Origin of the sequence: Paenibacillus sp. NPDC057967 (assembly GCF_042887015.1) — a bacterium.
Classification (GTDB): domain Bacteria; phylum Bacillota; class Bacilli; order Paenibacillales; family Paenibacillaceae; genus Pristimantibacillus.
Map to the genome: position 1 here is coordinate 551,870 of NZ_JBHVQB010000004.1, position 24,539 is coordinate 576,408.

Genomic DNA, 24,539 nt, shown 5'->3' on the forward strand with positions numbered 1-24,539 from the left:
CGTCTTACCCCCCCTCAAGCTGGCGCCAAGCGTCCTCTCTGGACGATTTCGTCAGTTTTTTGTAGTCATTGCCTTGGAATAGCGGATCGAATTGGCAGACAGCCTTATAATCGCAAAACTGGCATGGCGATTTCGCCCCCAGGCGGTATGGCTCAATCGAGACGTCACCCTCCATAATCGTTCCGCCAATTCGGCTGATCATGCCACGGACAGACCGCCTCAACGTCGTCCATTGATCAGGCGTCACAACGGATGAGCTGCTATAGAAGCTGCCGTCCCGCTTCAGCGCAACCGGAAGCAAATCCGAATAACCGGCATCCAGTTCTCCGTCCATCAGCCTGGCTACCTCGGCGTCAGCCGTTAACAGCCCTTTTGTTTTATAGCGCTTCAAGATCTGATTCGGCACTTCCTCGGCTGACAAGCTGTTCGATAAGGCGAGCAAGGGGTTATGCACATGAAAGTACAAGACACCTGCTGGAGACGCAGGCTGGCCTAACCAGCCCTCGGCATGCGTAATCAATACATCCAGATAGGTAAGCATTTGCAGTGACAGGCCGTGCACGACTTCCTCCAGCTTAAGCGCCGTGGCGCTGGACTTATAATCCAGCACGCGCAGAAGCAGCCCCTCTTCCGTCTCCGCGGCATCGACGCGGTCAATCCGGCCGACAACCTCCATCTCCGTTCCATCCGGCAGGGGCAGCACCAGGGAAGGCAACGTGCCCCCAGGACCGAAGTCCAGTTCCGTAGCGACCGGCTGGAAGTGAGCCCGCTTCGCATGCTCGCCGAGAATAACCGCGGCCTGAGCTACAATTTCCTTCAGCTTGCGGGCGATGAATTGGAATCTGCCGCTGCTCAGCAGAATCTGGGATTGCAGCTTGGGCGCAATCTCATCCACCGTCTTTGCAGCCGCAAGCTTTACATCTTCCCGGGTAAGCCTGCCCCAATTGCCGCCAAGCGAGCTTGCCAGCTTGCTGAGCGCAGCGTGGAACAGCTGACCAACATCAGGCGCCTCCAGCCGATACAGCTTCCGCTCCCGAAGCTTGAGGCCATGGATGGCAAAGTGCTGGAACGGACAAGAGACGAATCGCTCCATTCGAGAGACGCTAACGGTCATCCGCTCGCCATACAATTCCCTCGCCAAGGTTACCGGCAAGCTGCTCTCCCGGTTATGATAGGTCAGCGATCCGGATAAGAGCTGCAGCTTCGGCTGCCACTCCGGCCGTGCGACATACCAGTTGTACATATCCCACCAGAACGGCGCGATCCTTCCGCCTTGCTGCCAGCTTCTAAGCGCGGCAATCAGATGGGTCAAGGTGCGGCCGGGATGCTGCACATATTCTTTCTGCTCCTCAGCAGGCATGCTCTCAGACGGCTCTGTCCCGATTCCGCGCGTCGGCAAGCCGGGGAATAAGCTCCGAATATTCCGGATGATCTCGGAAGGCAGCAGGCTTTTGCCCTCTTCATCAGCCTCGGCCCAGCTAATCCATAGCAAGTCGCTAGGCGTAGTCAGAGCGTTATAGATCATAAATCTCTCATCCAGCAGCCTTCTGCGCACGCTAGGCGCCATCTCCATGCCTTCCGCCACAAGCGTATCGCGCTCAGCCTCGGTCAAGATGCCGTCCTCATTAACTCGCATAGGCATAATGCCATCATTGGCTCCCAGCACGTAACAAGCCCGTATCCGCCCTGACCGGGTCCGGTCCATGGAGCCGACCAGCACCTGGTCAAGCGCAGGCGGCACGGCTGCCAGCTTCAAGCTGTCAAGCCCTGCCTCGACCATGCCGGCGAACAGCTCCGGAGATACCTTCTCGTCTCCCGCCAGTTCAACAAGCTGATCAAGCAGGACCATCACGCTGTCCCACAGCTGTCTGTGAGCCCGTCCGCGCTGGGCATTGCCACGCTCCATATCCTCACGGCTCCAGCGCTCCAGGCGGTCTGCCGCATCACAGTGTTCCAGCAGCTTGTACAACGCCTCACACATCTCCCGTATGCTTGAAGCTTTGCGAATCTCCTCCTCGAATCTCTTCAGCAGAGGAATGATAGCGTCTCTCGCAGCTGTCGCAATATCGAACTCCTGTTGCGCCTTGGCCGACACCTTCGTCTCCATCTCATCTTCTTCCTCGAGCGAGAGAGACGCTATTGGCTTCCAGCTCCTTGCGTCCAGCCACTTCCATCCGTCAATCCCCGCGGCCAACACATAATTTTCCAGTCTGTCGAACCAGTCTCGTGGCAAGCTTCCGTCCATCGGGAACAGCATCTCGGTCTTGACGCAGCGGAATACAGCATCGTAATGCCATCCGTTTAACACCGTTTCCAGCGCGGAACGAATAAATTCCACCAGCGGATGGTGATGGGCCTGTTCCTTCTGATCGACAAAATGAGGGATGCCGTAATCGTCCAATATGAGCGACAAATAATCGGCATAATCGTCCGAATTGCGGGTAAGAATAGCAATTTCTCTCCAGCGCAAGCCTTGGTTTCGCGCGCGTGACCTGATATCGCGGGCTACCGCCTCGACCTCCGCTCTTCTGCCCGAAGCAGACAAGAGCCTGATCCCGTCGCCAGCGGGAGTGCTCTGGCGGCCGCTTAGCATGGGCACCCGCTTGTCGTAATGCTTCTCCAGGTGAGCCAGCAAGGGACTTTCGCTGTAGCGATGCGGAATGCTGCCTCCTCCATTCATATCCAATACCGGAAGGACCTCGATGTCATGGGCTTCCGCCAGCTCCATCAGCCTGATACACGTCTCCGCTGCAGGATGAAACAGATCAAGCTCATGCGGCCGCTCGCCGGCGCCGTAATGGCGGTCCAGCGTAAGCGTGACATTCACTTGCTTGGCATGCTTCATCAAGGTACCAAGCGCTTCGTACTCCGTTGGCGTAAATCCGTGGAAGCCGTCCACCCACAGGCAAGCATCCTTCATGGAGGGAGCTTCAGAATAGCTGTGCGACAAATAAGCCAAATAGTCCTCAGCGTCCACATAGCGGCCGGCAAGACTGGCTTCCATCTCTTCATAAATCAACGACAGATCATGCAGCTTGCGGTCCAGAAGACCCTCTTGACGCTCTTCGCCGCTCAGGCCGGCATCCAGCTTGCGCAAGCCTTCCGCATCTACACCGTAGCGCTTCCACTCTGTGAGAAGCTCGGACAGCCTCTCGATGAACCCCGCTTGCTCAGCACCGCTCTGGTAGAGCTGCAGCCTGGAGGATAGACGATGAACGATTTTATACAGGAGCATTGATTTCCCCGTATCGCCGATCGGCACGAGAGCCGTGCCGCCTGTTTCTTGCATGACCCGGAAAGCAAGCCTTCGGAAGCTTAACGCTTGGGCTCTGAGCGAACCCCGCAATTCTCCGCTGCGAAGCAAGGTATATTCGCTCTGGAACGTCGCTTGCTCGGGAACGAGCATAATGAGCGGAGGGCCATCAGGCTCTCCACGCAGCTGCTCTCTTATCTCATCCTGACAATAGGTTGTCTTGCCGGTACCGGCTCGTCCAATAATCAGTCTTAGCGGCATATGCTCTCCTCCCTTGTCTTCCCGAGCCTGCGGCTCGTTCTACTTCGCAGCCGATCTGCTTCTCACTTCGAAAATCGCAAATTTCAAATAATGACCTTCATCAACGCCAAGCAGCTGAGGATGATCTTTCCCCGCAGCTCTCCATTCGACGAGGCGCAGAATCTTGCCTGCATCAATCGCCGCTTCGTGAATCGTCTCCAGGAACAAGTCCGGGCGCATGTGATACGAGCAGCTTGCCGTCACCAGATAGCCCCCCTCATTCACAAGCTTCAATCCTTGCAGATTAATATCCTTATATCCTCTGCAAGCACCGGCTACCGCATTTCTTGTCTTGGCGAAGGCAGGCGGGTCCAGAATAACGACATCCCATGTGCGGGCGGTCTGCTCCAGCTTCTTCGATGTGTCGACGCCGCCTGACGCACGCAGCTTCCGCTCCTCCAGTCCTTTCGCCTGCTCTCTCAAATATTGAAATGCATCCGCTACGACGAACTCTACGCGATCAGTGAATCCGTTTCTCTCCACATTGCGCTTCGCAGTATCAATCGCATGCTGCGATACATCCAGACAAGTTACCTTTTTGGCTCCGTATTGGCAGGCATGAAGCGTGAAGCTGCCTGTATGGGCAAAACACTCCAGAACCGTCGCGCCATCCCAATAAGGGAATGATACGGTCTTGCCATTCGCATTCACAGGCACAAGAGCATCTCCGCCGCTCGGATCTTCCGCAAGCTTGATGCCGCTTCTGGCGCCCCAGCCCTTCATAAGCGGCGCAATGGAAGCCCGGTTCTCTCTCTGATCGAAGAAATAACCGGTTTTCTGTCCTTCCACGATATCGACCTCAAGCTTCAAGCCGTTCTCTTGGATCTCGATAATAGGCGGGCATTCTCCGTACAAGACACCCTTCCGCTCTTCCAGACCTTCCAGGCCGCGAACGCTAACATCGCTTCGTTCATAGATCCCCTTGGGATCAAACACCTCAACAAGCGCAGTAATGAGCGCCTCTCGAACGGCATCCATCCCCAGCGTCAACAACTGGACCACAAGCACTTCGCCGAAGCGATCAACGATGAGGCCAGGCAGCTGATCCGCTTCTCCGTATACAAGCCGGCAATCGCGATCCGCCACGAACCGCTCACGATGCTCCTTGCATCGTTGCAGCTTCTCGACGAAAAAAGCTTGATCCATCACTTCAAGCGGATCATAAGAGACGATTCGCACCGTAATCTGGGAACGGGGATTCCAATAGCCCGTAGCCAAGTACCGACCCTGATGGTTCACAACATGAACCAGGCCGCCAGCTTGGGCCTCCCCTTCCAGCTTGTCAATCTCGCTTGCGAACACCCAAGGATGGCCTTGCTCGATTCTTTTTTTACGCGCCTTGTTCAGCACGATTCTAGCTTGCTCTTTCACCGTTCAGTCGTCCTCTCTATGTATAAGGCTTGTCATGCCTGTCTCGCTTGCGGCATAACCATAACTATATCAATTCTCAGCATGCAGAAGGAGAGCCTGGACATGATTCAATCCATTGTCGTACCTGTGCTGCTCGGTTTTGCCGTCTTTATGTGCGGCATGAAGCTGATGGAGCTTGCCCTGCACCGGCTTGCAGGCCCCTATCTCTCTCAAGCGCTGCAGCGTACGACCAAAACACCGCTGCACGGTCTTGCAGTTGGTACCGTATCGACCGCGTTTTTACAGAGCAGCACCGCCGTCACTGTCATCTCTATTGGCCTCGTAAACGCCGGACTTCTCTCATTCCCGCGTACGCTAGGCATAATTCTGGGAACCAACATCGGCACTTGTCTAACAACGGAGCTGATCGGTCTCAATATTCAGTCGTTGTCTACCCCGCTGCTGACGGCTTCCATTGCTGTATGGCTCCTCACTGCGCTATTAGGCGAAGTGAGAATTTGGCCGCGGCTTGGCAATCCGCGCTGGCTGGAGCCGGTTCGTTCTGCCGCTGTCGCAGTATGCGGATTCGGGCTGCTGCTGGCCGGCTTAACGCTTATGCAGACGATCGGACCGGCTGTTCAAGAAAGCGCCATGTTCGACTGGTTCATCGATAAAGCCGCCACCGGCGTATGGTGGGGACTGGCAGCCGGAGCCATATTGACCGCCGCTATTCATAGCAGCGCCGCCGTCATCGGGCTCGTGATGGGTTTCGTCACCATCGGCGCCATGCCGCCGGAGCTGGGCGTTGCCCTTGTACTTGGAGCCAATATCGGTACATGCGTAACCGCACTGCTCGCCTCCATCGGCGGCTCCAGATCCGGACAATACGTTGCTTATGCCCATACGATTCTGAACATTGGCGGAGCGCTTCTGTTCCTGCCGCTTATCAGCGAGCTGACCGCTGTATCCGACTGGCTGTCTCATTCTCCAGCCTCGCAAATTGCCCATGCCCAAACGATCTTCAACATCGCTTGCTCCGTGCTGGCACTTCCGCTGTGCTATATGAGGGCATGGCGTCGTCTCGATACGATTGAGCTTCATTAACCGGGTAGCTCAGCGGATCAATGGACGGACAATCCAAGAAGCTGCAGTGCGCCTGCCACAATCCGGTGATTGTTGTCATAGCCGGATTGCTTTTGGCGGCGCCATGCTTCCATCGGCTCGAACCAATCGACGCCGCGAATTTCCTCCACCTGCGCCTGATGCTTGCCGCCAACTGCTTCGACAAGATAATAATGAACTTCTTTGTTCACCGTACCGTATTCGGCATGCTCGTACTGGTATTTGATTTGGTCGATCGGGGCGACGATTTTGCCTTCCAGCCCGGTTTCTTCGGCAATCTCCCGGAGAGCGGTCTGCTCTACCGTCTCGCCTGCTTCCATCTTGCCCTTCGGAAGCGACACTTTGCCGTAACGGTCCTGAATGAGCTGTATTTGGAGCAGTCCTTGCTCATTGTGGCGGAACACGACTCCACCCGCTGAAATTTCCAACATGTCTATTCCCCCTAGCAACATTTACGCATTAGTATATGCAGCAAAGGATTCCTTCATCTTTTCACCCTCTAACGTAAAAAGAATAGGGAATCCCGCTATAATCTCATCGTTAAGCTCGCAGCGCCTCTGGACGCTCATAGACAAAGGATTCCGTCTCCTGCTCCTGAGAAGTCAGTCTGGAATCCAATACGCGCAAGAACTGGCCGCGGCACTCATTCACTCCCGCTTCCGTTATTTTCACGCGGCATAGCTGTCCGATCATCTCCTCCGTACCGTCGAAGATGACTTGCAGGTAATTGTCTGTATAGCCCATGACAAGACCTTCGCCAGGCGCGCCTTTGTATTCGCGCTCCGGAATCACGTCCAGGACAGTGCCGACATATTGCTGCGCATACTCCAGCTGCATCTTCTCGGACAGATCGATCAGTTTGTGGACGCGCTCGTTTTTAACTTCTTCATCCACCTGGTCGTCCATGCGTGCTGCTGGCGTACCTGTTCTCTTGGAGTAAGGGAAGACATGCATCTCTGCGAATTTCAGCTCCTCCATGAAACGGAAGCCCTCTTCGAACATCTCATCCGTCTCGCCCGGGAATCCGACAATGACGTCCGTCGTAATGGCAACGCCCGGCATCGCCTCATGCAGGCGCTTAATCTTCTCGGCGAATTGCTCCGTTGTATATTTCCGGCGCATCCGCTTAAGCACGGAATTCTCTCCTGCTTGAAGCGGAATATGCAGATGACGGCACATTTTGCTGGAACGGTTCAGCACTTCAATCATGGCGTCGTCAATCTGGCTCGCTTCGATCGAGCTGATTCGAATACGCTCCAAACCCTCGATTTTGTCCAGATCCCATAGCAAGCTCGTCAAATTGTAATTTTCCATATCGTCGCCGTATCCGCCGGTATGAATGCCCGTCAGAACGATCTCCTTATAGCCCGCAGCCACAAGCGCCTTCGCTTGCTCAAGCACGCTCTGCGGCTCACGGCTGCGCGACAGGCCGCGCGACCACGGAATGATGCAGAACGTACAGAAGTTGTTGCAGCCTTCTTGAATTTTCAGGAAGGCACGCGTGCGTTCCGCAAAATCCGGCACATCCAGCTCCTCGAAGCTGCGTGTCTTCATAATATTGCGCACGGCATTGACCGGCTTGCGGTCATCCTGAATTTGCTTCACGAACGTCATAATCTTGTCCCGGTCTTGCGTGCCAATGACAAGATCGACACCCTCAATAGCCATAATTTCTGCAGGAGATGTCTGCGCGTAGCAGCCTGTTACCGCAATAATTGCGTCTGGATTGCGTCTGATCGCTCTTCGGATAATTTGACGGCTCTTTTTGTCTCCTGTATTCGTAACGGTGCATGTATTGATCAAATAGACGTCCGCCGTGGTCGTCTCAAAATCAACCTGCTCGTATCCCTCATTTTTGAATAACTGCCAAATCGCTTCCGTATCGTAGAAGTTTACTTTGCAGCCCAGTGTATAAAACGCGACTGTTGGCATAGTGGTCACGCTCCTCCCATTTCTCCAGATTCATATAGCAGGCAGGTCAAGCCAACCAGCCCCGCTGTCTCCGTCCTTAATATTCGCTTGCCCAGTCCGGCCAATCTTGCCCCAGCCGCCTGCGCCTCCTCCGCTTCGCGCTCTGTGAAGCCGCCTTCGGAACCGACGATCAGCAGGATCGAAGGCTCCTTTCCGCTTGCGGATTCCGTTTCCTCTTCACACTCCCGCTTCCATGCCCGGACAACGTCTCCAATGCCCTGCCCATGCGCGCGATCACCTTCCCGCTCATAGCAAAACAGAGCCAGATCGTATTCCGGGATGCCAGCAAGCAGCTTCTTCCAGCTTGCAAGCGGCAGGATAGACGGAATGCGGTGACGATGCGACTGCTCCGCAGCTTCCTTCGCGATCTTGCTCCAGCGCTCCAGCCGCTTCGCTTCCTTCTTGGCATCGTACTGGACGATCATCCGCTCCGATTCGAACGGAAGGAACGCAACCGCTCCAATCTCCGTCCCTTTCTGAATCACCAGCTCCATCTTGTCGCCCTTAGGCAAGCTCTGGGCGATCGTGACTGCCCATGCCGGCTCGCTGTCCGGAGCAAGCAGCTCCAGCACTTCCGCTTTCACTTCCTGGGGAGTTGCCTCGCGCACAACCGCAAGAGCCGAACGGCCGGAGCCGTCGCATGCGATCAATTGGTCATCCGCCTTCATGCGCATAACGCGCGCTGCATGATGGGCGTCCTCGCCCGTTATCGTAATGACGCCGTCCCTGAACTGCTCCGGCGCTACAAAATATCGTTGCATAGACGTAAATCCATCCTTCATCTTAGCATGTTTTGACCACTGAAATCCATTGCAATGTCATACCAATTAAGCGGCGAGAAGATGCCGTCAAAGAAATTAATGAGTCCTAAGAAAATCGGCCCTTGCAGGCTCAAAATCGGATCGAGCGTCACCGCGCGCAGCGGCGGAATGAAAACAAACAGCAAAAAGATAATCATCGCCCAATGAATATTTTGTTCGATCTTGTAACGAATGCGCAGCGGCAGCAATTCGGCTACAATGCGGTAGCCGTCTAGCGGAGGCAGCGGGATAAAGTTAAAGACGAACAAAAGCAAGTTAATAATAATTAAATACCAAAAGAAATGGACAAGCGCCATATATACGCCATGCGAAGCGGAATACAGCAGACCTGTTTCATGCAAAATGTAGAAAATCAACATCCCGACAAAGGCCATCAGCAAATTGCTGAGCGGACCAACGGCCGAGACGATGATGCTCATTAAGCGGCGATTCTTGAACTTGCTTGTGTTGACGGGCACCGGCTTGGCCCAGCCGAAACCGGCCACCAGAAGCAGGATAGAGCCAAACAAATCCAGATGCACCATGGGGTTAAGCGTTACTCTGCCTTCCTTGTAGGCCGTATCGTCCCCGAATTTGTATGCACTGTAAGCATGTGCGAACTCATGAACTGTAAATACGAGCATAAGCACGATCACTATAAACGGTAGGTCTTCAAGGGGAAACCATAAAAATCGCTCCATTTATCCCTCCTGCGGTTTTTCCGCAACAAAGGCAATCCAGTCCTCGTCGCGGCGTTTTTCGACGATGCGGAAGCCGGAAGCGATCAAGCCTTCCTCCACATCCGTCTCTTTATTTTTGTACACTCCAGAAGCAATATAGATTCCGCCCGGCTTCAGCGATTGATAGACATCGTCGATGAAGAGCAGGATAATCTCGGCCAGTATGTTGGCTACGACCAGATCGACCGGTACAGTCACGCGCAACCCGCTGGCTCCATCGGAAGCAGCTTCGCCGGCTTTCAGTACGCCAAGCAAATCGCTAAGCTTGACTTCCACTTGATCGGACAAGCTGTTCAGACGTACGTTTTCTGTCGCACTGGATACCGCAACCGGGTCCAGATCAAGTGCAAGCACACCCTTCACACCTAAACGGCATGCTCCAATTGCGAGAATGCCGGAGCCAGTTCCGACATCGATCATTTCTTCGCCGCCCTTGACGACGGATTCCAGCGTCTGCAAGCATAGCGCGGTCGTCGGATGCGTGCCCGTACCGAAAGCCATGCCGGGATCAAGCTCGATAATCCGTTCTCCTTCTCCGGCCTCGTACTCTTCCCAAGTAGGCTTGATTGTCAACGTATCCGATACCCGAAGCGGCTTGAAGTATTGCTTCCAAGCCGTAGCCCAGTCCTCATCGTCCACTTCAATGGCTTCATATGTCACAACGCCTGTATCAATATCGAATTCTTTCAGTTCCTCAACCCTTGGCTTAAGAGCATCAATCAGTTCAACTGTATCTGTTCCTTCAGGAAAATATCCTTTAATTACGGCCTGGCCTTCCGGAATATCGTTAAGCGGCAGCTCGTACCATTGTCCGAGGGACGTGTCGCGCGGCTTGTTCAAAGTGCCGGACTCCTCGATCGATACGCCTCCCGCTCCCATTTCATGCAAGAAGTTAGAGATCATCTCCGTCGCTTCTTCAGTTGTACCTATTGTGATTTCATGCCATTTCATATGTAATGCCTCCCAAATATCAAAAATGCCTATCCTCTATTGTACACCAATCTCAGGGCGATGCACAAAAAAATGACGCAAAAAGCGGTCTGCTTCTTGCGTCATTTCTCCATTTAGTCAATCTTGCTGCCCTGACGTTATGCTCCCGCCAACTTGTTCGATCAACCTTATTGCACGGTCCGCCAACGTATCCTCGATCGTTGCGGTAAGGCGCCTTTGCGCATACAGGCCGTCTACGTCGACAACACGAAGCGCCTGCAGCTTATGTAACGCCTCCATGGCAGACTGCTCGTCTTGGAACGATGCATGAATTTCTACAGTTGACATGTTTATAGCTCCTGCGCCCGCTCGTCCGCTTCCTTCGCACGCTGCTGGGCCTTACGGTCCGCTTCGTCGGCAAGCTCCTCCGAGAATTCCACATCTTCGTTTTTACCGGTAGGCAGCTGGCCGAAATTCACATTTTCCAGCTCATTATGTTCATTTGTCATGCTGAATCACTCCTTCTCATCCATTATGCGATTTCGTTTTTCACCGCTTTAGCATGCGTGGCCGGAAGTGAATCTATGCACAAAAAAACGTTCCGCGCTATTCGCCGCGGAACGCCTTTTTCATTTTATCAAAAATCGACTCATGATGTTCGCCTTGCTCGCTAGTCGATTCACCGGACAATCCGGCAAACTGACGAAGCAACTCCTTCTGATCATCGGTCAGACTAGTAGGCGTTACAATCGTTACCTTGACGTGCTGATCGCCCGTCCCATAACCCCTAAGCTTCGGCACGCCTTTGCCCTTAAGCCTGAAGTACGTACCCGTCTGAGTGCCGGCAGGAATCTTCAGCTTCACCTTCTCTGTCAGCGTAGGAATCTCGATCTCATCACCCAACGCAGCTTGAACGAACGTCAGCGGCACTTCGCAATAAATATCATCGCCCTCGCGCTCGAAGAACTCATGGGACTTCACACGAAGCACAATGTACAGATCGCCCGCTGGTCCGCCTCTGAGGCCGCCTTCACCTTCGCCGGACATGCGGATTTGCGCACCGTCATCCACACCAGCAGGAATGTTGACTTTAATACGCCGTTGCTTTTTGACTTTCCCTGCGCCATGACAAGTTCCGCATTTGTCGCGGATAATGCGTCCCGTACCGGAACAATTCGTACACGCCCGGCGGTTGACCATCCTGCCGAATGGCGTATTTTGCACAACCTCTTGTTGTCCGCTTCCCCGACAAGTCGAGCATGTCTCAGGTTTCGTGCCTGGTTTGGCGCCGGAGCCGTGACAAGTATCGCAAGATTCCGTTCTCGGAATCGTAATCTCTGTTTCCTTGCCGAAGACGGCTTCCTTGAATTCCACCGTCATCGTATATTGAAGATCGTTGCCGCGCTGCGGCGCATTCGGATCGCGGCGCCCGCCGCCTCCGCCAAAGAACATATCGAAGATATCGCCGAAGCCGCCAAAATCCGCGCCGCCTGCTCCACCCATACCTTGGTTCGGATCGACATGTCCATACTGGTCATAGGTCGACCGTTTGCCGTCGTCGCTCAGCACGTCGTACGCTTCCTTCACTTCCTTGAACTTCGTTTCTGCATCATCCGCCTTGTTCACATCGGGATGATATTGCCTGGCAAGCTTGCGGTATGATTTCTTAATATCTTCCGCGGAGGCATCCTTGCCGACACCCAGCACTTCATAATAATCGCGTTTGTTAGCCATCCGATCTCACCCCCGCTACCATTTGTTGTATTGACGCACGAAAGGAGGTCAAAGACAGGGCAAGCCCCTCTTTGACCCCTCGCCAGTTGTTCTTACTTCTTGTTATCGTCGACAACTTCGTAGTCTGCGTCAACTACATTGTCCTTGCCTCTTGTACCCGCTGCATCGCCTTCAGGCGCGCCTTGATCTGCGCCTGCTTCTTGAGAAGCTTGCTCATACAGCTTAACAGACAGCTGTTGTACGATTTCCGTCAGCTCGGCAGTAGCCGCATTGATTTGCTCCAGATCTTCCGTGGCAAGCGCTGCTGTTACTTTTTCTTTCGCCGCGTTCGCTTTTTCGATCTCGGAAGCATCCACTTTGTCGCCAAGGTCCTTCAACGTTTTATCCGTGGAGTACACGAGTTGATCCGCCGCGTTTTTCGCTTCAACCAGCTCTTTGCGCTTGCGGTCATCTTCCGCATTCAGCTCGGCGTCCTTCATCATTTGTTCGATATCAGCTTCGCTCAAGCCGCCTGAAGATGTGATTGTGATTTTTTGGCTCTTGCCAGTGCCCTTATCCAACGCAGATACGTTAACGATACCGTTCGCATCAATATCGAATGTGACTTCGATTTGAGGCACGCCGCGCGGTGCTGGCGGAATATCGCTGAGTGTGAAGCGACCAAGCGTTTTGTTGCCTGCCGCCATGGAGCGCTCGCCTTGCAAGACGTGAATCTCAACACCTGGCTGATTGTCAGCATAAGTGGAGAACACTTGCGATTTGCTTGTCGGAATGGTCGTATTGCGGTCGATCATCTTCGTGAACACACCGCCTGCTGTCTCGATTCCGAGCGATAGAGGCGTTACATCAAGGAGAACGACATCCTTCACATCACCAGTCAATACGCCAGCTTGAACAGCTGCGCCAAGGGCAACCACTTCATCAGGGTTAACGCCTTTATGCGGATCTTTGCCTGTAAGTTTCTTCACGGCTTCTTGTACAGCTGGAATACGAGTCGAACCGCCTACAAGTACGATTCTATCGATGTCATTTGCAGTCATGCCGGCATCGCTCAAAGCCTGACGAGTCGGGCCCAGCGTGCGCTCTACGAGAGCCGCGGACAATTCTTCGAATTTTGCACGAGTCAGGTTCATCTCCAAGTGCTGAGGCACCCCGTCAACCATCGTGATGAACGGCAAAGAAATAGTAGAAGTCATAACGCCGGAAAGCTCTTTTTTCGCTTTCTCAGCCGCATCTTTTAGACGCTGTACAGCTGCTTTGTCTTTGGAAAGGTCGATGCCTTGATCTTTCTTGAATTCAGCTGCCAGGTAATCAATGATGACTTGGTCGAAGTCGTCGCCACCCAGCTTGTTGTCGCCGCTAGTCGCTTTTACTTCGAAGAAGCCGTCGCCCAGTTCCAGAATGGACACGTCGAATGTGCCGCCGCCAAGGTCATAGACAAGAATCGTTTGGTCTTCGGATTTCTCCATACCATATGCAAGCGCTGCAGCAGTTGGTTCGTTGACGATACGCAGAACTTCAAGACCAGCGATTTTGCCCGCATCTTTTGTCGCTTGGCGTTGGCTGTCGTTGAAGTAAGCCGGAACCGTAATAACGGCTTGTGTAACCGTCTGACCCAAATAGGCTTCAGCGTCAGCTTTCAGCTTTTGCAGTACAATTGCCGAAATTTCTTGCGGCGTAAATTCTTTATCGTCGATTTTCTCCTTATGGTTGGTACCCATATGGCGTTTGATCGAGATGATTGTGCGATCTGGATTCGTGATCGCTTGGCGTTTTGCCGTCTCGCCGACAACACGCTCTCCGTCTTTCTTGAAGCCGACAACGGACGGCGTCGTACGGTTGCCTTCCGGATTTGGAATAACAACTGCTTCGCCGCCTTCCATAACGGCTACGCAAGAGTTCGTAGTACCCAGGTCAATACCGATAACTTTGCTCATGGTTTATCCTCCTAAAAAGTTTGTGATTTTATAAACGAATATTTCGTTTATTGAAGCAAACTTGCTTCGTAAGCATCATCTAAAGTTTTGTGATTGGAGCCGCGATTAGCGGGTTAAAGCAAAACTTGCTTCGTAAGCATTAACTTAAAGTTTTGATTCTTCATCTATAGCGTCGCAGCTCGTTAGCCGCTAACTTTAACCATCGCAGGACGAAGCACTTTCTCCTTGAGCATATAGCCCTTCTGTACTTCTTCTACGACGATGCCTTCTCCATACTCATCGCTTTCCACCTGCATAATCGCTTGGTGGAATTCCGGATTGAACGGTTCGCCTACCGCATTAATCGGCTTCAAACCTTCCGAATCCAGCGTTTGGCTAAGCTGGCGGAATATCATATCCACGCCTTTAGCTAACGATTCATAATCACTATTGGCGCTGGATGCGGCAATCGCGCGTTCGAAGTTATCTACAACCGGAAGCAGTTGCTCGATCAGCTTCATAGATGCGTATTGTGCCAGTTCTTCTTTTTCTTTCATTGTGCGGCGGCGGAAGTTGTCAAAGTCCGCTTGTACGCGTAAGTAACGCTGTTGCGATTCCTCGGCTTGCTTCTCCAGTTCAGCGTAACGCGGGTCCTCTGTCCCCTCTGTGTTCGCTTCTTCCGTCTGAGCGCTTTCCTCGGCCCCATTCTGAGCTTCAACAGCCTCGTCTAATACGGTATCCGTTGTTTCGTTATGTGTTTCTTTTGCACTCATTTGTTTCACCTCCTCATAAAATTGCCTTCTTGCAGCAAAGAAAATCCACTAAGCAATTCCATGGATCTTATCTATACCACCGGCTAAGCAAGACGCTCATATCTTTGGATATTAAGTCAAGCATGCTTATCACTTTGCCATACTCCATTCGTGTGGGGCCCAAGATGCCGATTGTACCAAGCGATTCCCCATCAATGGAATACGTTGCCGTAATCAAGCTGCAATCGCTGATTGCCTTATGGTCATTTTCTGTTCCGATCCTCACTTGTATTCCGGAAGGGAGAGAAGAGAACATTTTCATAATGGTGGGCGTCTCATCCAGCAAATCCAGGATCGTCTTCACCTTGTCGACATCCTTGAATTCGGGCTGAGTCAGCATATTCGTCGCGCCGCTCATGAATACGCGCTGCTCGTCATCGTTCTGAAGCGCGCTGTCCAGCACGCTAATCAAGCTTTCATAATGATCGACATGACGCTCCAGCTCCTGACCGACCTCGCTATACAGCTTCGCCTTGAGACGAACAAGCGGTACGCCGACCAGCTTTGTATTCAGAATGTTGACGACCTTCTGCATATCGTCCATATTCAGCTCCGGCGGAACCGTTATGGTACGATTCTCCACATGGCCTGTATTGGTTACGATAATTGCAACTGCAGACGACGCATTAAGCGGAACTAGCCCAAAATGCTTCAAAGACGTATGGAACAGCTCCGGTCCGAGCAGGATCGACGTATAGTTGGTCAAGCTCGACAGGACAGTCGCTGCTTGCTGAATGACCTGCTCCATCTGGCTCATTTTCTCTGTGACGAATGACCGCACAAAGCCAAGATCATCTTCCTTCATTTCCTTAAGCTGAATCAAATGATCAACATAATAGCGATAGCCTTTGGTGGAAGGCACTCGACCTGCGGACGTATGGGGCTGCTCCAGGAAACCCAGCTCCTCCAGGTCCGCCATTTCATTCCGGATTGTAGCCGGACTGAACGCGACGTCGCCACGCTTGGATATGCTTCGCGAACCAACAGGTTCAGCCGAACGAATATAATCATCTACGATGGCATGCAATATCATACGTTGTCGATCCGTAAGCATTCCAATTCCTCCCCGTTTGTAATCCACTATCCCTCTGTTGACCCATCGTTAGCACTCAACTCCAATGAGTGCTAATCACTAATACAAAAATACCAAACCAGCTTTGTCATTGTCAAGTCGGTTCGGTATTTTTCAGCTAACATTTTCATTTGAACTTTATTTTTTATAGAATCGATTATTCAATCATTCCATGATTTCAGTACGTTTACGCCAATTCCCTGAGTACAGCAATCTCGTCGCATGCATGCTGTTTCGGGCAGTTCACGCAATCTCTCCAAACCTTCTCCGGAAAAATTTCTTTCTCCACAATCTGAAATCCGTTCCGCTCGAAGAAAGGCACGGCATACGTCAGCGCCATTACTTTCGTAATGCCTTGTTCTTTGGCTTGCTCCAGCAGCTTATCGACCAGCTTGCTGCCGATACCAAGGCTCTTGTATCCATCCGTAATGCCTAGCGACCGAATCTCCACCAAGTTGTCGCCAAGCTTGGTAAGCGCCCCGCATCCGACAACCTCTTTGCCTATTTCAGCTACGACGAATGTATCTACTAAATGGGCCAGAACTTCGCGTGATCGAGGCAGCATAACACCCTTGTCGGCATAACCCTGAATTAATTGATATAACGTCTCCACATCATCCGTCGTTGCTGTCCTGCATAACACTTCCACTGCTTGCATAACTGCCTCCACCCCCGCATGTTCCCGATTCCATGTTCGTTTTGAATATGAATAAATATACATCAAAACGTATTAATACACAAGCGGAATTTATCCCTCTACGGTAATAAAGGCGCCGAACACTTCATTGCCCAGTAGAACACCCTGATCAGTCAGTCGATACACGGTATCGCCATCCGTCTCCAGTCGTTCCAGCAGCTTGCTGCCAAGCAGTTTATGGATGATTGAACCAAAGCGTTCCTCTAGCTTGTGTCCCGGGAATTGCTCTGCAAACTTGGACGTCTTAACCCCTTCAAGCAGCCTTAAGCCAACCATCATAAAGTCTTCCATCGCTTCAGCTTCCGGAATATCATACACCTCAAGCCGCGGCAATCGTTCGCGGTTAGCCTCAATATAAGGCTGTACGCCCTTCAAATTGACATGTCGTGTTCCCCGGGCGTAGCCATGGGCTCCAGCGCCAAGCCCGTAATAAGGCTCATTGCGCCAGTACGTGGAATTATGCCGGCTCTCGTAACCCGGCTTGGCAAAGTTGCTGATCTCGTAATGGCGGTAGCCGTTTTCCTTCAGCTTCTTCATTAATAGAAGAAACATGTTGAACTCCTCTTCCTCAGGAGGCAGCGGGAGCTCGTTACGCTCATACAGCTTATGGAACAGCGTGTTCTCTTCCACCTTCAGGCTGTACAGCGAATAGTGTGGCAAACCAAGCGCCATCGCACGGTCTACACTGTCGGACAGATGCTCCAGCGTCTGTCCCGGCAAGCCGAACATGAGGTCGATCGACAAATTATCGAACCCGGCTTTGCGCGCATTGTCCAAGCTAAGATAAACATCGTCCACATTATGGATTCTGCCGATCCGCTCCAGCAACCCATTGTCAAAGGATTGGACCCCAAAGCTGATCCTGTTCACACCGCCGCTGCGCATCGCCTGAAGCTTTTCGAGATCCGTTGTACCCGGATTGGCCTCCATCGTCACTTCTGCATCATCCGCTATAGGGAAATGCTTGAACACCGCTTGCAAAAACCGCTCCATCTGCGGAGGAGTCAATACGGTCGGCGTGCCTCCGCCTACGAACACCGTCTCAATGCGCTCCGGCGGAAGCGAAGCTACCGTTCGCTTCATCTCCTCCTCCAGCGCATCCAGGTATTGATCGACAGGCTGTCCCTTCAGAATATAAGAGGTAAAATCGCAATAATGACATTTGTTCGTACAGAAAGGAATGTGTATATAAAGCGCCTTCGGAGCCGCTTGCAATCTGTTCATCCTGCTCTCTCCTTCCTTCTACAAAAAACGAAGGAGAGCGTTCGCTCTCCCCCGTGAACGTATTTAACGTATCGTTTAATCTTCGTCGATTTTCAGAACCGCCATAAATGCTTCTTGCGGAACCTCGACGCTGCCTACCTGCTTCATCCGCTTCTTGCCTTCCTTCTGCTTCTCAAGCAGCTTGCGCTTCCGGCTGATATCGCCGCCATAACACTTGGCAAGAACGTTTTTGCGCATCGCCTTGACGGTTTCGCGCGCGATAACCTTGGTGCCAATGGATGCCTGTACCGGCACCTCGAACATCTGGCGCGGAATAAGCTCCTTCATCTTCTCACAAATAAGCCGTCCGCGATGATAAGCCTTATCCCGGTGAACGATAACCGACAAGGCATCGACTTGCTCGCTGTTCAGCATGATGTCCATCTTCACGAGGCTCGACTTGCGGTAACCCGACAGCTCATAGTCGAATGAAGCATAACCTTTTGTTCTGGACTTTAATTGGTCGAAGAAGTCATATACGATCTCCGACAGCGGCATATCGTACGTAATCGTGACACGGTTCGCATCCAGATACTCCATATTGATGAAGTCGCCGCGTTTGCCTTGGCAAAGCTCCATGATTGTGCCTACATAATCGTTCGGGACGATGATGGAAGCCTTTACGTACGGCTCCTCCACATAATCCAGCTTGCCCGATTCCGGGTAGTTGGACGGGTTATCGATATCCATCGTATCGCCGTTCGTCAACGTAACTTTATAGATAACGCTTGGCGCGGTAGTGATGAGCGGGATATTGAACTCACGCTCGATGCGTTCCTGAATAATCTCCATATGCAGCAGTCCGAGGAATCCGCAGCGGAATCCGAAGCCGAGTGCCGTGGACGACTCCGGCTCGTAACGGAGTGATGCGTCATTCAGCTCCAGCTTCTCAAGCGCATCCCTAAGGTCATTGTAGTCCTGCGTCTCAATCGGATAGAGACCGCAGTAAACCATCGGATTGATCCGGCGATAGCCTGGAAGCGGTTCAGGCGCCGGACGCTTGGCATCGGTCACCGTATCGCCTACGCGTGTATCCTTCACGTTCTTGATGCCTGCGACGACAAAACCAACGTCCCCAACGGACAGTTCGTCTACAATTGTCATGCTCGGCTTGAACACGCCTACCTCGATGACATCGAACTCTGCCCCCGTCGCCATAAATCTGATCTTCTTACCTGCGCGGATGTGCCCGTCAACGACGCGGACATAGACAATTACGCCTTTGTATGCATCATAGTGAGAATCGAATATAAGTGCCTTCAAAGGCTGATCCGGATCGCCGTTAGGTGCGGGCACCTTTGTTACGACTTGCTCCAATATTTCTTTAATGCCGATACCGGCTTTGGCCGAAGCGTGTACCGCATCGCTTGCGTCCAGTCCAATCACATCTTCGATTTCTTGCTTCACCCGATCCGGCTCGGCGCTCGGAAGGTCGATCTTGTTAATGACGGGCAGCACTTCGAGATTATTGTCGAGCGCCAGATATACGTTGGCCAGCGTCTGGGCTTCAATCCCTTGCGCTGCGTCAACTACGAGAAGCGCACCTTCGCATGCAGCCATGCTTCGTGACACTTCGTATGTAAAGTCGACATGCCCAGGCGTGTCAATCAGATTGAGCAAATATTCCTCGCCATCGTCAGCACGGTAGCTGAGACGAACCGCCTGAAGCTTAATCGTAATGCCACGTTCACGCTCCAGATCCATCTTGTCCAGAACCTGCGCCTGCATTTCTCTGGAGCTTAATGCTCCGGTAAATTCCAATATCCGGTCCGCAAGCGTTGACTTGCCATGGTCAATATGAGCGATAATGGAAAAATTTCTTATTTTCTTCTGCCGGTCACGAACGTCAGTCATGCTTGAGCCCCCACACATTCCAATAATTCCAATCATTCCTCCTATTATACCAGTTCGAAGGAATGTCAGCAATGAAGGTTTAGTTCATCCAGCCGTCGAACAGACCCACAACAAAGCGAATGCCCTTGCTGGATGCTGATTGCAGCAGACCGGATGTCGAATCGGCAAGCTTGTTGACAGCCGGCTGGCCATTCTCGCTTGGCATGCCCGGCAAGCGTGTTCCCTCTCCATCATAACCGTTGCCGTATGCGATACGCCGGATTTCTTCAAGCTCCCGCTCCAGCTCAGCAATTCGCTTGTCCGTCTCCGTTACATATTCAGCCGTGCCGGATCCGACTGTATACTCCTCGCCGTCGATCGGGCCGTAGATGCGCTCAATCCCCGTATTCGACATCTCAAGTCCGAACATGACCAGCAACGCAATCGCGCCTCCGATCGCAAGCCACTTCCAAGCGTTACCTTTCATGGCCGTCTACTCCTTTCCCGATACTTTCTCCGCATCCCAATAGATCGATGAGATCACTTCCGCCAAAGCATCTGCTGTCCGGTAGCATTCCTCAAGCGTATTCTCGATTCCGCCGATTTCGATCAGTGCGCTTTCAGGAGCCAACGATTGGTTATACTCCGCATTACCCGTAGTTTTCCCCCATATTCCCCTAGAAATACCGGGATACTTTTTCTCGAGTGCATTATGAATCTTGGTTGCAAAAGCTTCGTTTTCTTTCCAATTCGGATTTTTATTACCGATGACAAAATAAACTTGCGCATAGCTTGTTCCTTCAATCTCCGTTGTCGTATATTTGCGTTTTTGCGAGTCCCGGTGAAGATCGAAGAACAGCTTGAGATCGCTGCTGCTGGCCATCGCTTCTTTCACCGTTTTTTTGGAATATTTGTAGCTGTAAGCATAATTAAAGCCTTTGACGGTTGAAGGATAATCCGTATCGGAGTGCAGAGCGCCTATGCCTTCCTCCTCCAGCTTCTCTGCCAGCCGCTTTCCTACCAGTGTTATGTTTTTCGTCGTGGAGCTGACGTCCTTCGTGTCCTTCCCCAGCTCCGGCAGCCATGATTCGCGATTATGGGTGTGGTAGATAAAGGCTACTTTGCTTTTGCCGGTATCAGGCTTGTCCGATGGAGCCGGCGGCGTTGGATCAGGCGACTGCTCCGGTTCTGGCGAAGGCTCTTCCTCAGGTCCTTCTGTCGCTAGAGGCGGTTCGTCGTCTTCATGAGCGCCGCTTGCAGGATCGATAATAGGAAGATGATCCTGCGGACCATTGTTCGTATCGGTCCCTACTCCCCTCCGAATGAGGAAGGAATCATTATGCATACCGGGCAGCTCCGCAGAAAGAATACCTGACGGATCGTTCGGATTAATGCTCGTCAGCGTGCGCATCAGGAAGGTGCTGATCTCCCTGTTCGTGAATGAGTCCGATTCCAGGCCGCTATGGAATGCAGGCATCTCCATCTCCATCATATCCCCGAAAAAACCGCTCGAAACCGCAGCTGAGAATCCTTTCATCGAATGGATAGGCGAGCTCGTCGATTGCTGATGAAGAATACCCGCTGCACCTAACACAATAAAAAAAATCATGGAGCTCAATGATAAAAAGGAGAAGGCTCTCCCCGTGACAAGCAGATGCTTCATTTTTGTGTGATCACCCATTTGATTCAGCCACTCTGGTTTGCGATTCATCATTTTGTGTACCTCCTATTATCCGCTGACGCGATAGTTATGCCGCTCTAATCTACTATCAATCTATGAGACAAGCAGGATTCATAGAACCAATAGATTTCTATGCTGCTAGTTCATAGAATCTTCACAGGAGATTCCGCCTTATAATTCCAGCATAAAAAAACGAAGCGGATGCTTCATTCGCATCCGCTTCGCTCCGACAACCCTAATATCACACCTGGACGAACAACGTTAATGGGTGTATGCAGCTACATTATCCGTATCCACAGCATCATGCAGCGATGCGTTAAGTCCGCTTGCAATAATGTTGGCGATATCCTCGATGAATTGATCCACTTCCTTCGGCGTGACCAGCAGATCGTGACCGATCGGGCTCAGCACCTCCCGAACAAGCTGAAGCCGCTCGTGCTCGTCCATCTGGTTCATGAGACCAAAAATTTGATTCGTATCGCCCTTCTGATTCTCCAGATGCGACTTCATCATTTCGAACGTATTGTTTACAATCGTTGAAGCATAGACGACAGTCGGCACCCCGATTGCGATGACAGGCACGCCTAATATGTCACGGGTGAGCCCTTTACGCTTGTTCCCGATGCCCGAGCCGGGATGAATGCCGGTGTCGGCAATCTGGATGGTCGTATTGACGCGTTCAATGGCTTTCGAGGCCAGCGCGTCAATCGCAATGATCAGATCAGGCTTTGATCGGTCGACAATGCCCTGCACAATCTCGCTTGACTCTATGCCAGTAATGCCTAGCACGCCCGGCGCAACTGCGCTGACAGAGCGATAGCCTGGCGCAACCTGATCCGGCATTAATTCGAAGAAATGCCTGGTGACCATCACATTCTCGACAACCAGCGGCCCAAGGGCGTCAGGCGTTACATTCCAATTGCCCAGACCAACAATTAGTACACGGGAGTCTTTGGAGATATTCAGCCGCTGCAGGAACGTCTCGAAGTGCTTGGCAAATTGCGTTGCCACCCGATCTTGCAGCTTGGTATCGCCCTCTCGCAATCCTGGTACCTCAAGGGTAATGTATTGCCCGATCATCTTGCCGATCGCTTGCGAGCCCTGCTCATTCTGCACATGCAGCGTCGTAATCGTGATGCCGTCATCCTCCGTCGTATCGGAATGAATGCCCGGGATCGGTCCGGAACCCGGAAGCTCTGCCATCTCCTTGGCTTCCAGCGCCAAATCAGTTCTTACATTGAATTTCTGCAAATCAAGATCTTTCTCCACAGCCACGATTCTCCCTTCATATGTACAATCTCCCGTTATTGTTCGCAGCTGGCGTAATTTCATACTTGTATTGCATAGTGCAACTCCTTGTTCCGCCCCATGTTCGGCATATTGGTTACTATTGCTTTTTGGGCAGTCGCATGATAATATATTTTAAGTTGTGTTGTAGTTCTGCACAGAACCATGTAGGAGGTGAAATCCATGCCAAACATTAAATCCGCGATTAAACGCGTAAAAACAAGCGAGAAACGTCGCGCTTTGAACGCATCCCAAAAATCCGCACTTCGTTCGGCCGTTAAAACTGCTGACCAAGCGATCGCTGGCACTGATGTAGATGCTGCTAAAGCGGCTCTGATCACAGCTTCGAAAAAATTGGACAAAGCAGTAACGAAAGGCCTGATCCATAAAAATGCGGCTTCCCGCAAAAAATCCCGTCTTGCTAAACGCCTGAACGCATTGTCCGCTCAAGCGTAAGCTCATTCAACAAGACAACAATAGGCTTCGCCTTCTCTTAGAGGGCGAAGCCTTTTTGCATGTCCATTCTGTTAGTTGACTGTCCTCTCGATTGGTTACGTCACTCCCCTTACAGATTCGGAGGGGCTCGAACCTAAGCCCCTTTATCCGCGCTTAAGGACAGCAGGTACATCTCCAGACCGAACGTCTTGTCAATGGTCCCTGTCTTCATGCCGTAATCCAGATCAGCCAAGGATGACAGCAAGCGTCCGAGCGTAGCTGTTTTGAATTTGCGGCTCTTCTCGGCTGCAAGCTTGACCGCATAAGGATGCAGGCCCAATTGACCGGCCATCTGCTGCGGAGAATAATGATGCTGCTCAAGCTCCTTAATCTGCAGCATGATGCGCAGCTGCCTGGCGATTAAGGCCGCGATCTTGATCGGCTCCTCCCGGCGAATAAGCAGCTGGCGGTACAGCTCAAGCGCTTTGCCGATCCGCAGCTCTGCAATGGCATCTACCAGTGCGAACACATCCTCTTCCACCGTAGCCGCAGTAAGCATAGCGGCTGTCTCTCTTTCGATAACGCCGCCCTCACCGGCATGCAGACAGAGCTTGTCCACTTCTTGGGCAAGCTGTCCCATATTGACGCCGACCCGGGATAGAAGCAGCTCCGCCGCTCCTTCCGTCAATTGGCGATGCTGCTCCGACGCCCTGCGTATCATCCAGCGCATCAGCTCCGGCGTATCCAGCTCGGGGAAGGCGATCAGCGCTTTGCGGTCCTTTAGCGCCTTGACCAGCTTGCGTCTTTCATCAAGCTTATCCGCATATACGGCAAAAACGATAACGCTAGTCTCAAGCGGGAACTCGATATAACGCAGCAACGACTCCGGACGATGCTCCAGCTTCGCATTTTCCTTGCCTCCGGCTGCCATAACCGACGCATCTCGCACAAGCACCAGCTTTCGCTCCAGGAAGAACGGCGGAGACTCCGCCTCAATAACGGCTTCCTCCAGTGGCGTCTCTGACGTATCGTACTTCATGACGCCCATTTCTCTCTCGTCGTTTTGGAACATCGCATTGGTCAGAGCTCCAATGAATTGCTCCATCCGGTATCGGTCCTTGCCGTATAGCACATAAACCGGCTTGAACTTGCCGGACTTGATTTCTTTGACGGCTTCCTTTACATCCATGCGTTTGCTCCCCCACTTCAATGATGTAATGAACGGCAACAAAGGGATGAGCCATCGATTGGCCATCCCTTTGTCTTTATATTAACACCCGCCGGCAGCTCCATGGCACTGCCTAAGCGAATGGTCTAACGACGTCACGGTAACGTCGCAGACT

General features: G+C 52.3%; 22 protein-coding genes. 2 read left to right on the plus strand and 20 right to left on the minus strand.

Going from position 1 to position 24,539, the window contains the following annotated elements:
* Positions 1-4 precede the first annotated feature (4 nt).
* Both addB and ACFVSO_RS13150 read right to left on the minus strand, forming a co-directional pair.
* The gene (gene addB, locus ACFVSO_RS13145) at positions 5-3,514 is read right to left on the minus strand and encodes a helicase-exonuclease AddAB subunit AddB (protein WP_387474117.1); all 3,510 of its coding nucleotides are present in this window, start codon (positions 3,512-3,514) and stop codon (positions 5-7) included.
* A gap of 39 nt (positions 3,515-3,553) precedes the next feature.
* On the minus strand, positions 3,554-4,924 hold the full coding sequence (locus ACFVSO_RS13150) for a class I SAM-dependent rRNA methyltransferase (RefSeq protein WP_387474119.1): 1,371 nt from the start codon (positions 4,922-4,924) through the stop codon (positions 3,554-3,556).
* 102 nt (positions 4,925-5,026) lie between these two features.
* Between ACFVSO_RS13150 and ACFVSO_RS13155 the strand changes: the two genes are divergently transcribed.
* A complete protein-coding gene (locus ACFVSO_RS13155) occupies positions 5,027-6,007 on the plus strand; it encodes a Na/Pi cotransporter family protein (RefSeq protein WP_387474121.1) in 981 nt (326 codons plus the stop codon).
* Between the two features lie 17 nt (positions 6,008-6,024).
* Here ACFVSO_RS13155 and ACFVSO_RS13160 read toward each other — a convergent pair whose 3' ends face one another.
* The 17 genes from ACFVSO_RS13160 to gpr all read right to left on the minus strand — a co-directional run bounded on the left by ACFVSO_RS13160 (position 6,025) and on the right by gpr (position 22,677).
* The gene (locus ACFVSO_RS13160) at positions 6,025-6,456 is read right to left on the minus strand and encodes an NUDIX hydrolase (RefSeq protein ID WP_387474123.1); all 432 of its coding nucleotides are present in this window, start codon (positions 6,454-6,456) and stop codon (positions 6,025-6,027) included.
* 109 nt (positions 6,457-6,565) lie between these two features.
* Positions 6,566-7,957, minus strand: a complete 1,392-nt coding sequence (gene mtaB, locus ACFVSO_RS13165) for a tRNA (N(6)-L-threonylcarbamoyladenosine(37)-C(2))-methylthiotransferase MtaB (protein WP_387474125.1) — start codon at positions 7,955-7,957, stop codon at positions 6,566-6,568.
* A 5-nt stretch (positions 7,958-7,962) separates the two neighbouring features.
* A complete protein-coding gene (locus ACFVSO_RS13170) occupies positions 7,963-8,757 on the minus strand; it encodes an RsmE family RNA methyltransferase (RefSeq protein ID WP_387474127.1) in 795 nt (264 codons plus the stop codon).
* Positions 8,758-8,774: 17 nt separating this feature from the next.
* The gene (locus ACFVSO_RS13175; protein ID WP_387474129.1) at positions 8,775-9,497 is read right to left on the minus strand and encodes a site-2 protease family protein; all 723 of its coding nucleotides are present in this window, start codon (positions 9,495-9,497) and stop codon (positions 8,775-8,777) included.
* A complete protein-coding gene (gene prmA, locus ACFVSO_RS13180; protein WP_387474131.1) occupies positions 9,498-10,487 on the minus strand; it encodes a 50S ribosomal protein L11 methyltransferase in 990 nt (329 codons plus the stop codon).
* Between the two features lie 117 nt (positions 10,488-10,604).
* Positions 10,605-10,814 carry a hypothetical protein gene (locus tag ACFVSO_RS13185; RefSeq protein ID WP_387474133.1) on the minus strand — a complete coding sequence of 70 codons (210 nt, stop codon included), beginning with the start codon at positions 10,812-10,814 and terminating at the stop codon, positions 10,605-10,607.
* 2 nt (positions 10,815-10,816) lie between these two features.
* The gene (locus tag ACFVSO_RS13190; RefSeq protein ID WP_387474135.1) at positions 10,817-10,975 is read right to left on the minus strand and encodes a YfhD family protein; all 159 of its coding nucleotides are present in this window, start codon (positions 10,973-10,975) and stop codon (positions 10,817-10,819) included.
* 97 nt (positions 10,976-11,072) lie between these two features.
* Positions 11,073-12,200: a molecular chaperone DnaJ gene (gene dnaJ, locus ACFVSO_RS13195; RefSeq protein ID WP_387474137.1), complete on the minus strand. Its 1,128-nt coding sequence runs from the start codon at positions 12,198-12,200 to the stop codon at positions 11,073-11,075.
* A 92-nt stretch (positions 12,201-12,292) separates the two neighbouring features.
* Positions 12,293-14,137: a molecular chaperone DnaK gene (gene dnaK, locus ACFVSO_RS13200; protein ID WP_387474139.1), complete on the minus strand. Its 1,845-nt coding sequence runs from the start codon at positions 14,135-14,137 to the stop codon at positions 12,293-12,295.
* A gap of 182 nt (positions 14,138-14,319) precedes the next feature.
* A complete protein-coding gene (grpE, locus tag ACFVSO_RS13205; protein WP_387474141.1) occupies positions 14,320-14,889 on the minus strand; it encodes a nucleotide exchange factor GrpE in 570 nt (189 codons plus the stop codon).
* 67 nt (positions 14,890-14,956) lie between these two features.
* On the minus strand, positions 14,957-15,982 hold the full coding sequence (gene hrcA, locus ACFVSO_RS13210) for a heat-inducible transcriptional repressor HrcA (RefSeq protein ID WP_387474143.1): 1,026 nt from the start codon (positions 15,980-15,982) through the stop codon (positions 14,957-14,959).
* A 205-nt stretch (positions 15,983-16,187) separates the two neighbouring features.
* Positions 16,188-16,658, minus strand: a complete 471-nt coding sequence (locus ACFVSO_RS13215; RefSeq protein ID WP_387474145.1) for an N-acetyltransferase — start codon at positions 16,656-16,658, stop codon at positions 16,188-16,190.
* Between the two features lie 90 nt (positions 16,659-16,748).
* The gene (gene hemW / locus ACFVSO_RS13220; protein ID WP_387474147.1) at positions 16,749-17,921 is read right to left on the minus strand and encodes a radical SAM family heme chaperone HemW; all 1,173 of its coding nucleotides are present in this window, start codon (positions 17,919-17,921) and stop codon (positions 16,749-16,751) included.
* Between the two features lie 75 nt (positions 17,922-17,996).
* Positions 17,997-19,814, minus strand: a complete 1,818-nt coding sequence (gene lepA / locus ACFVSO_RS13225) for a translation elongation factor 4 (protein ID WP_387474149.1) — start codon at positions 19,812-19,814, stop codon at positions 17,997-17,999.
* Positions 19,815-19,893: 79 nt separating this feature from the next.
* Positions 19,894-20,280 (minus strand): hypothetical protein, encoded by a 387-nt coding sequence (locus ACFVSO_RS13230; RefSeq protein WP_387474151.1) that lies wholly within the window; start codon positions 20,278-20,280, stop codon positions 19,894-19,896.
* Positions 20,281-20,286: 6 nt separating this feature from the next.
* Complete coding sequence (spoIIP, locus tag ACFVSO_RS13235; protein ID WP_387474153.1) at positions 20,287-21,507, minus strand: stage II sporulation protein P; 1,221 nt, start codon at positions 21,505-21,507, stop codon at positions 20,287-20,289.
* 228 nt (positions 21,508-21,735) lie between these two features.
* Entirely contained in the window at positions 21,736-22,677 is a 942-nt protein-coding gene (gene gpr, locus ACFVSO_RS13240) for a GPR endopeptidase (protein WP_387474284.1), read from the minus strand.
* A 267-nt stretch (positions 22,678-22,944) separates the two neighbouring features.
* Between gpr and rpsT the strand changes: the two genes are divergently transcribed.
* Positions 22,945-23,217, plus strand: a complete 273-nt coding sequence (gene rpsT / locus ACFVSO_RS13245; protein WP_387474155.1) for a 30S ribosomal protein S20 — start codon at positions 22,945-22,947, stop codon at positions 23,215-23,217.
* 133 nt (positions 23,218-23,350) lie between these two features.
* Here rpsT and holA read toward each other — a convergent pair whose 3' ends face one another.
* Complete coding sequence (gene holA, locus ACFVSO_RS13250) at positions 23,351-24,385, minus strand: DNA polymerase III subunit delta (RefSeq protein ID WP_387474157.1); 1,035 nt, start codon at positions 24,383-24,385, stop codon at positions 23,351-23,353.
* Between the last annotated feature and the right edge of the window lie 154 nt (positions 24,386-24,539).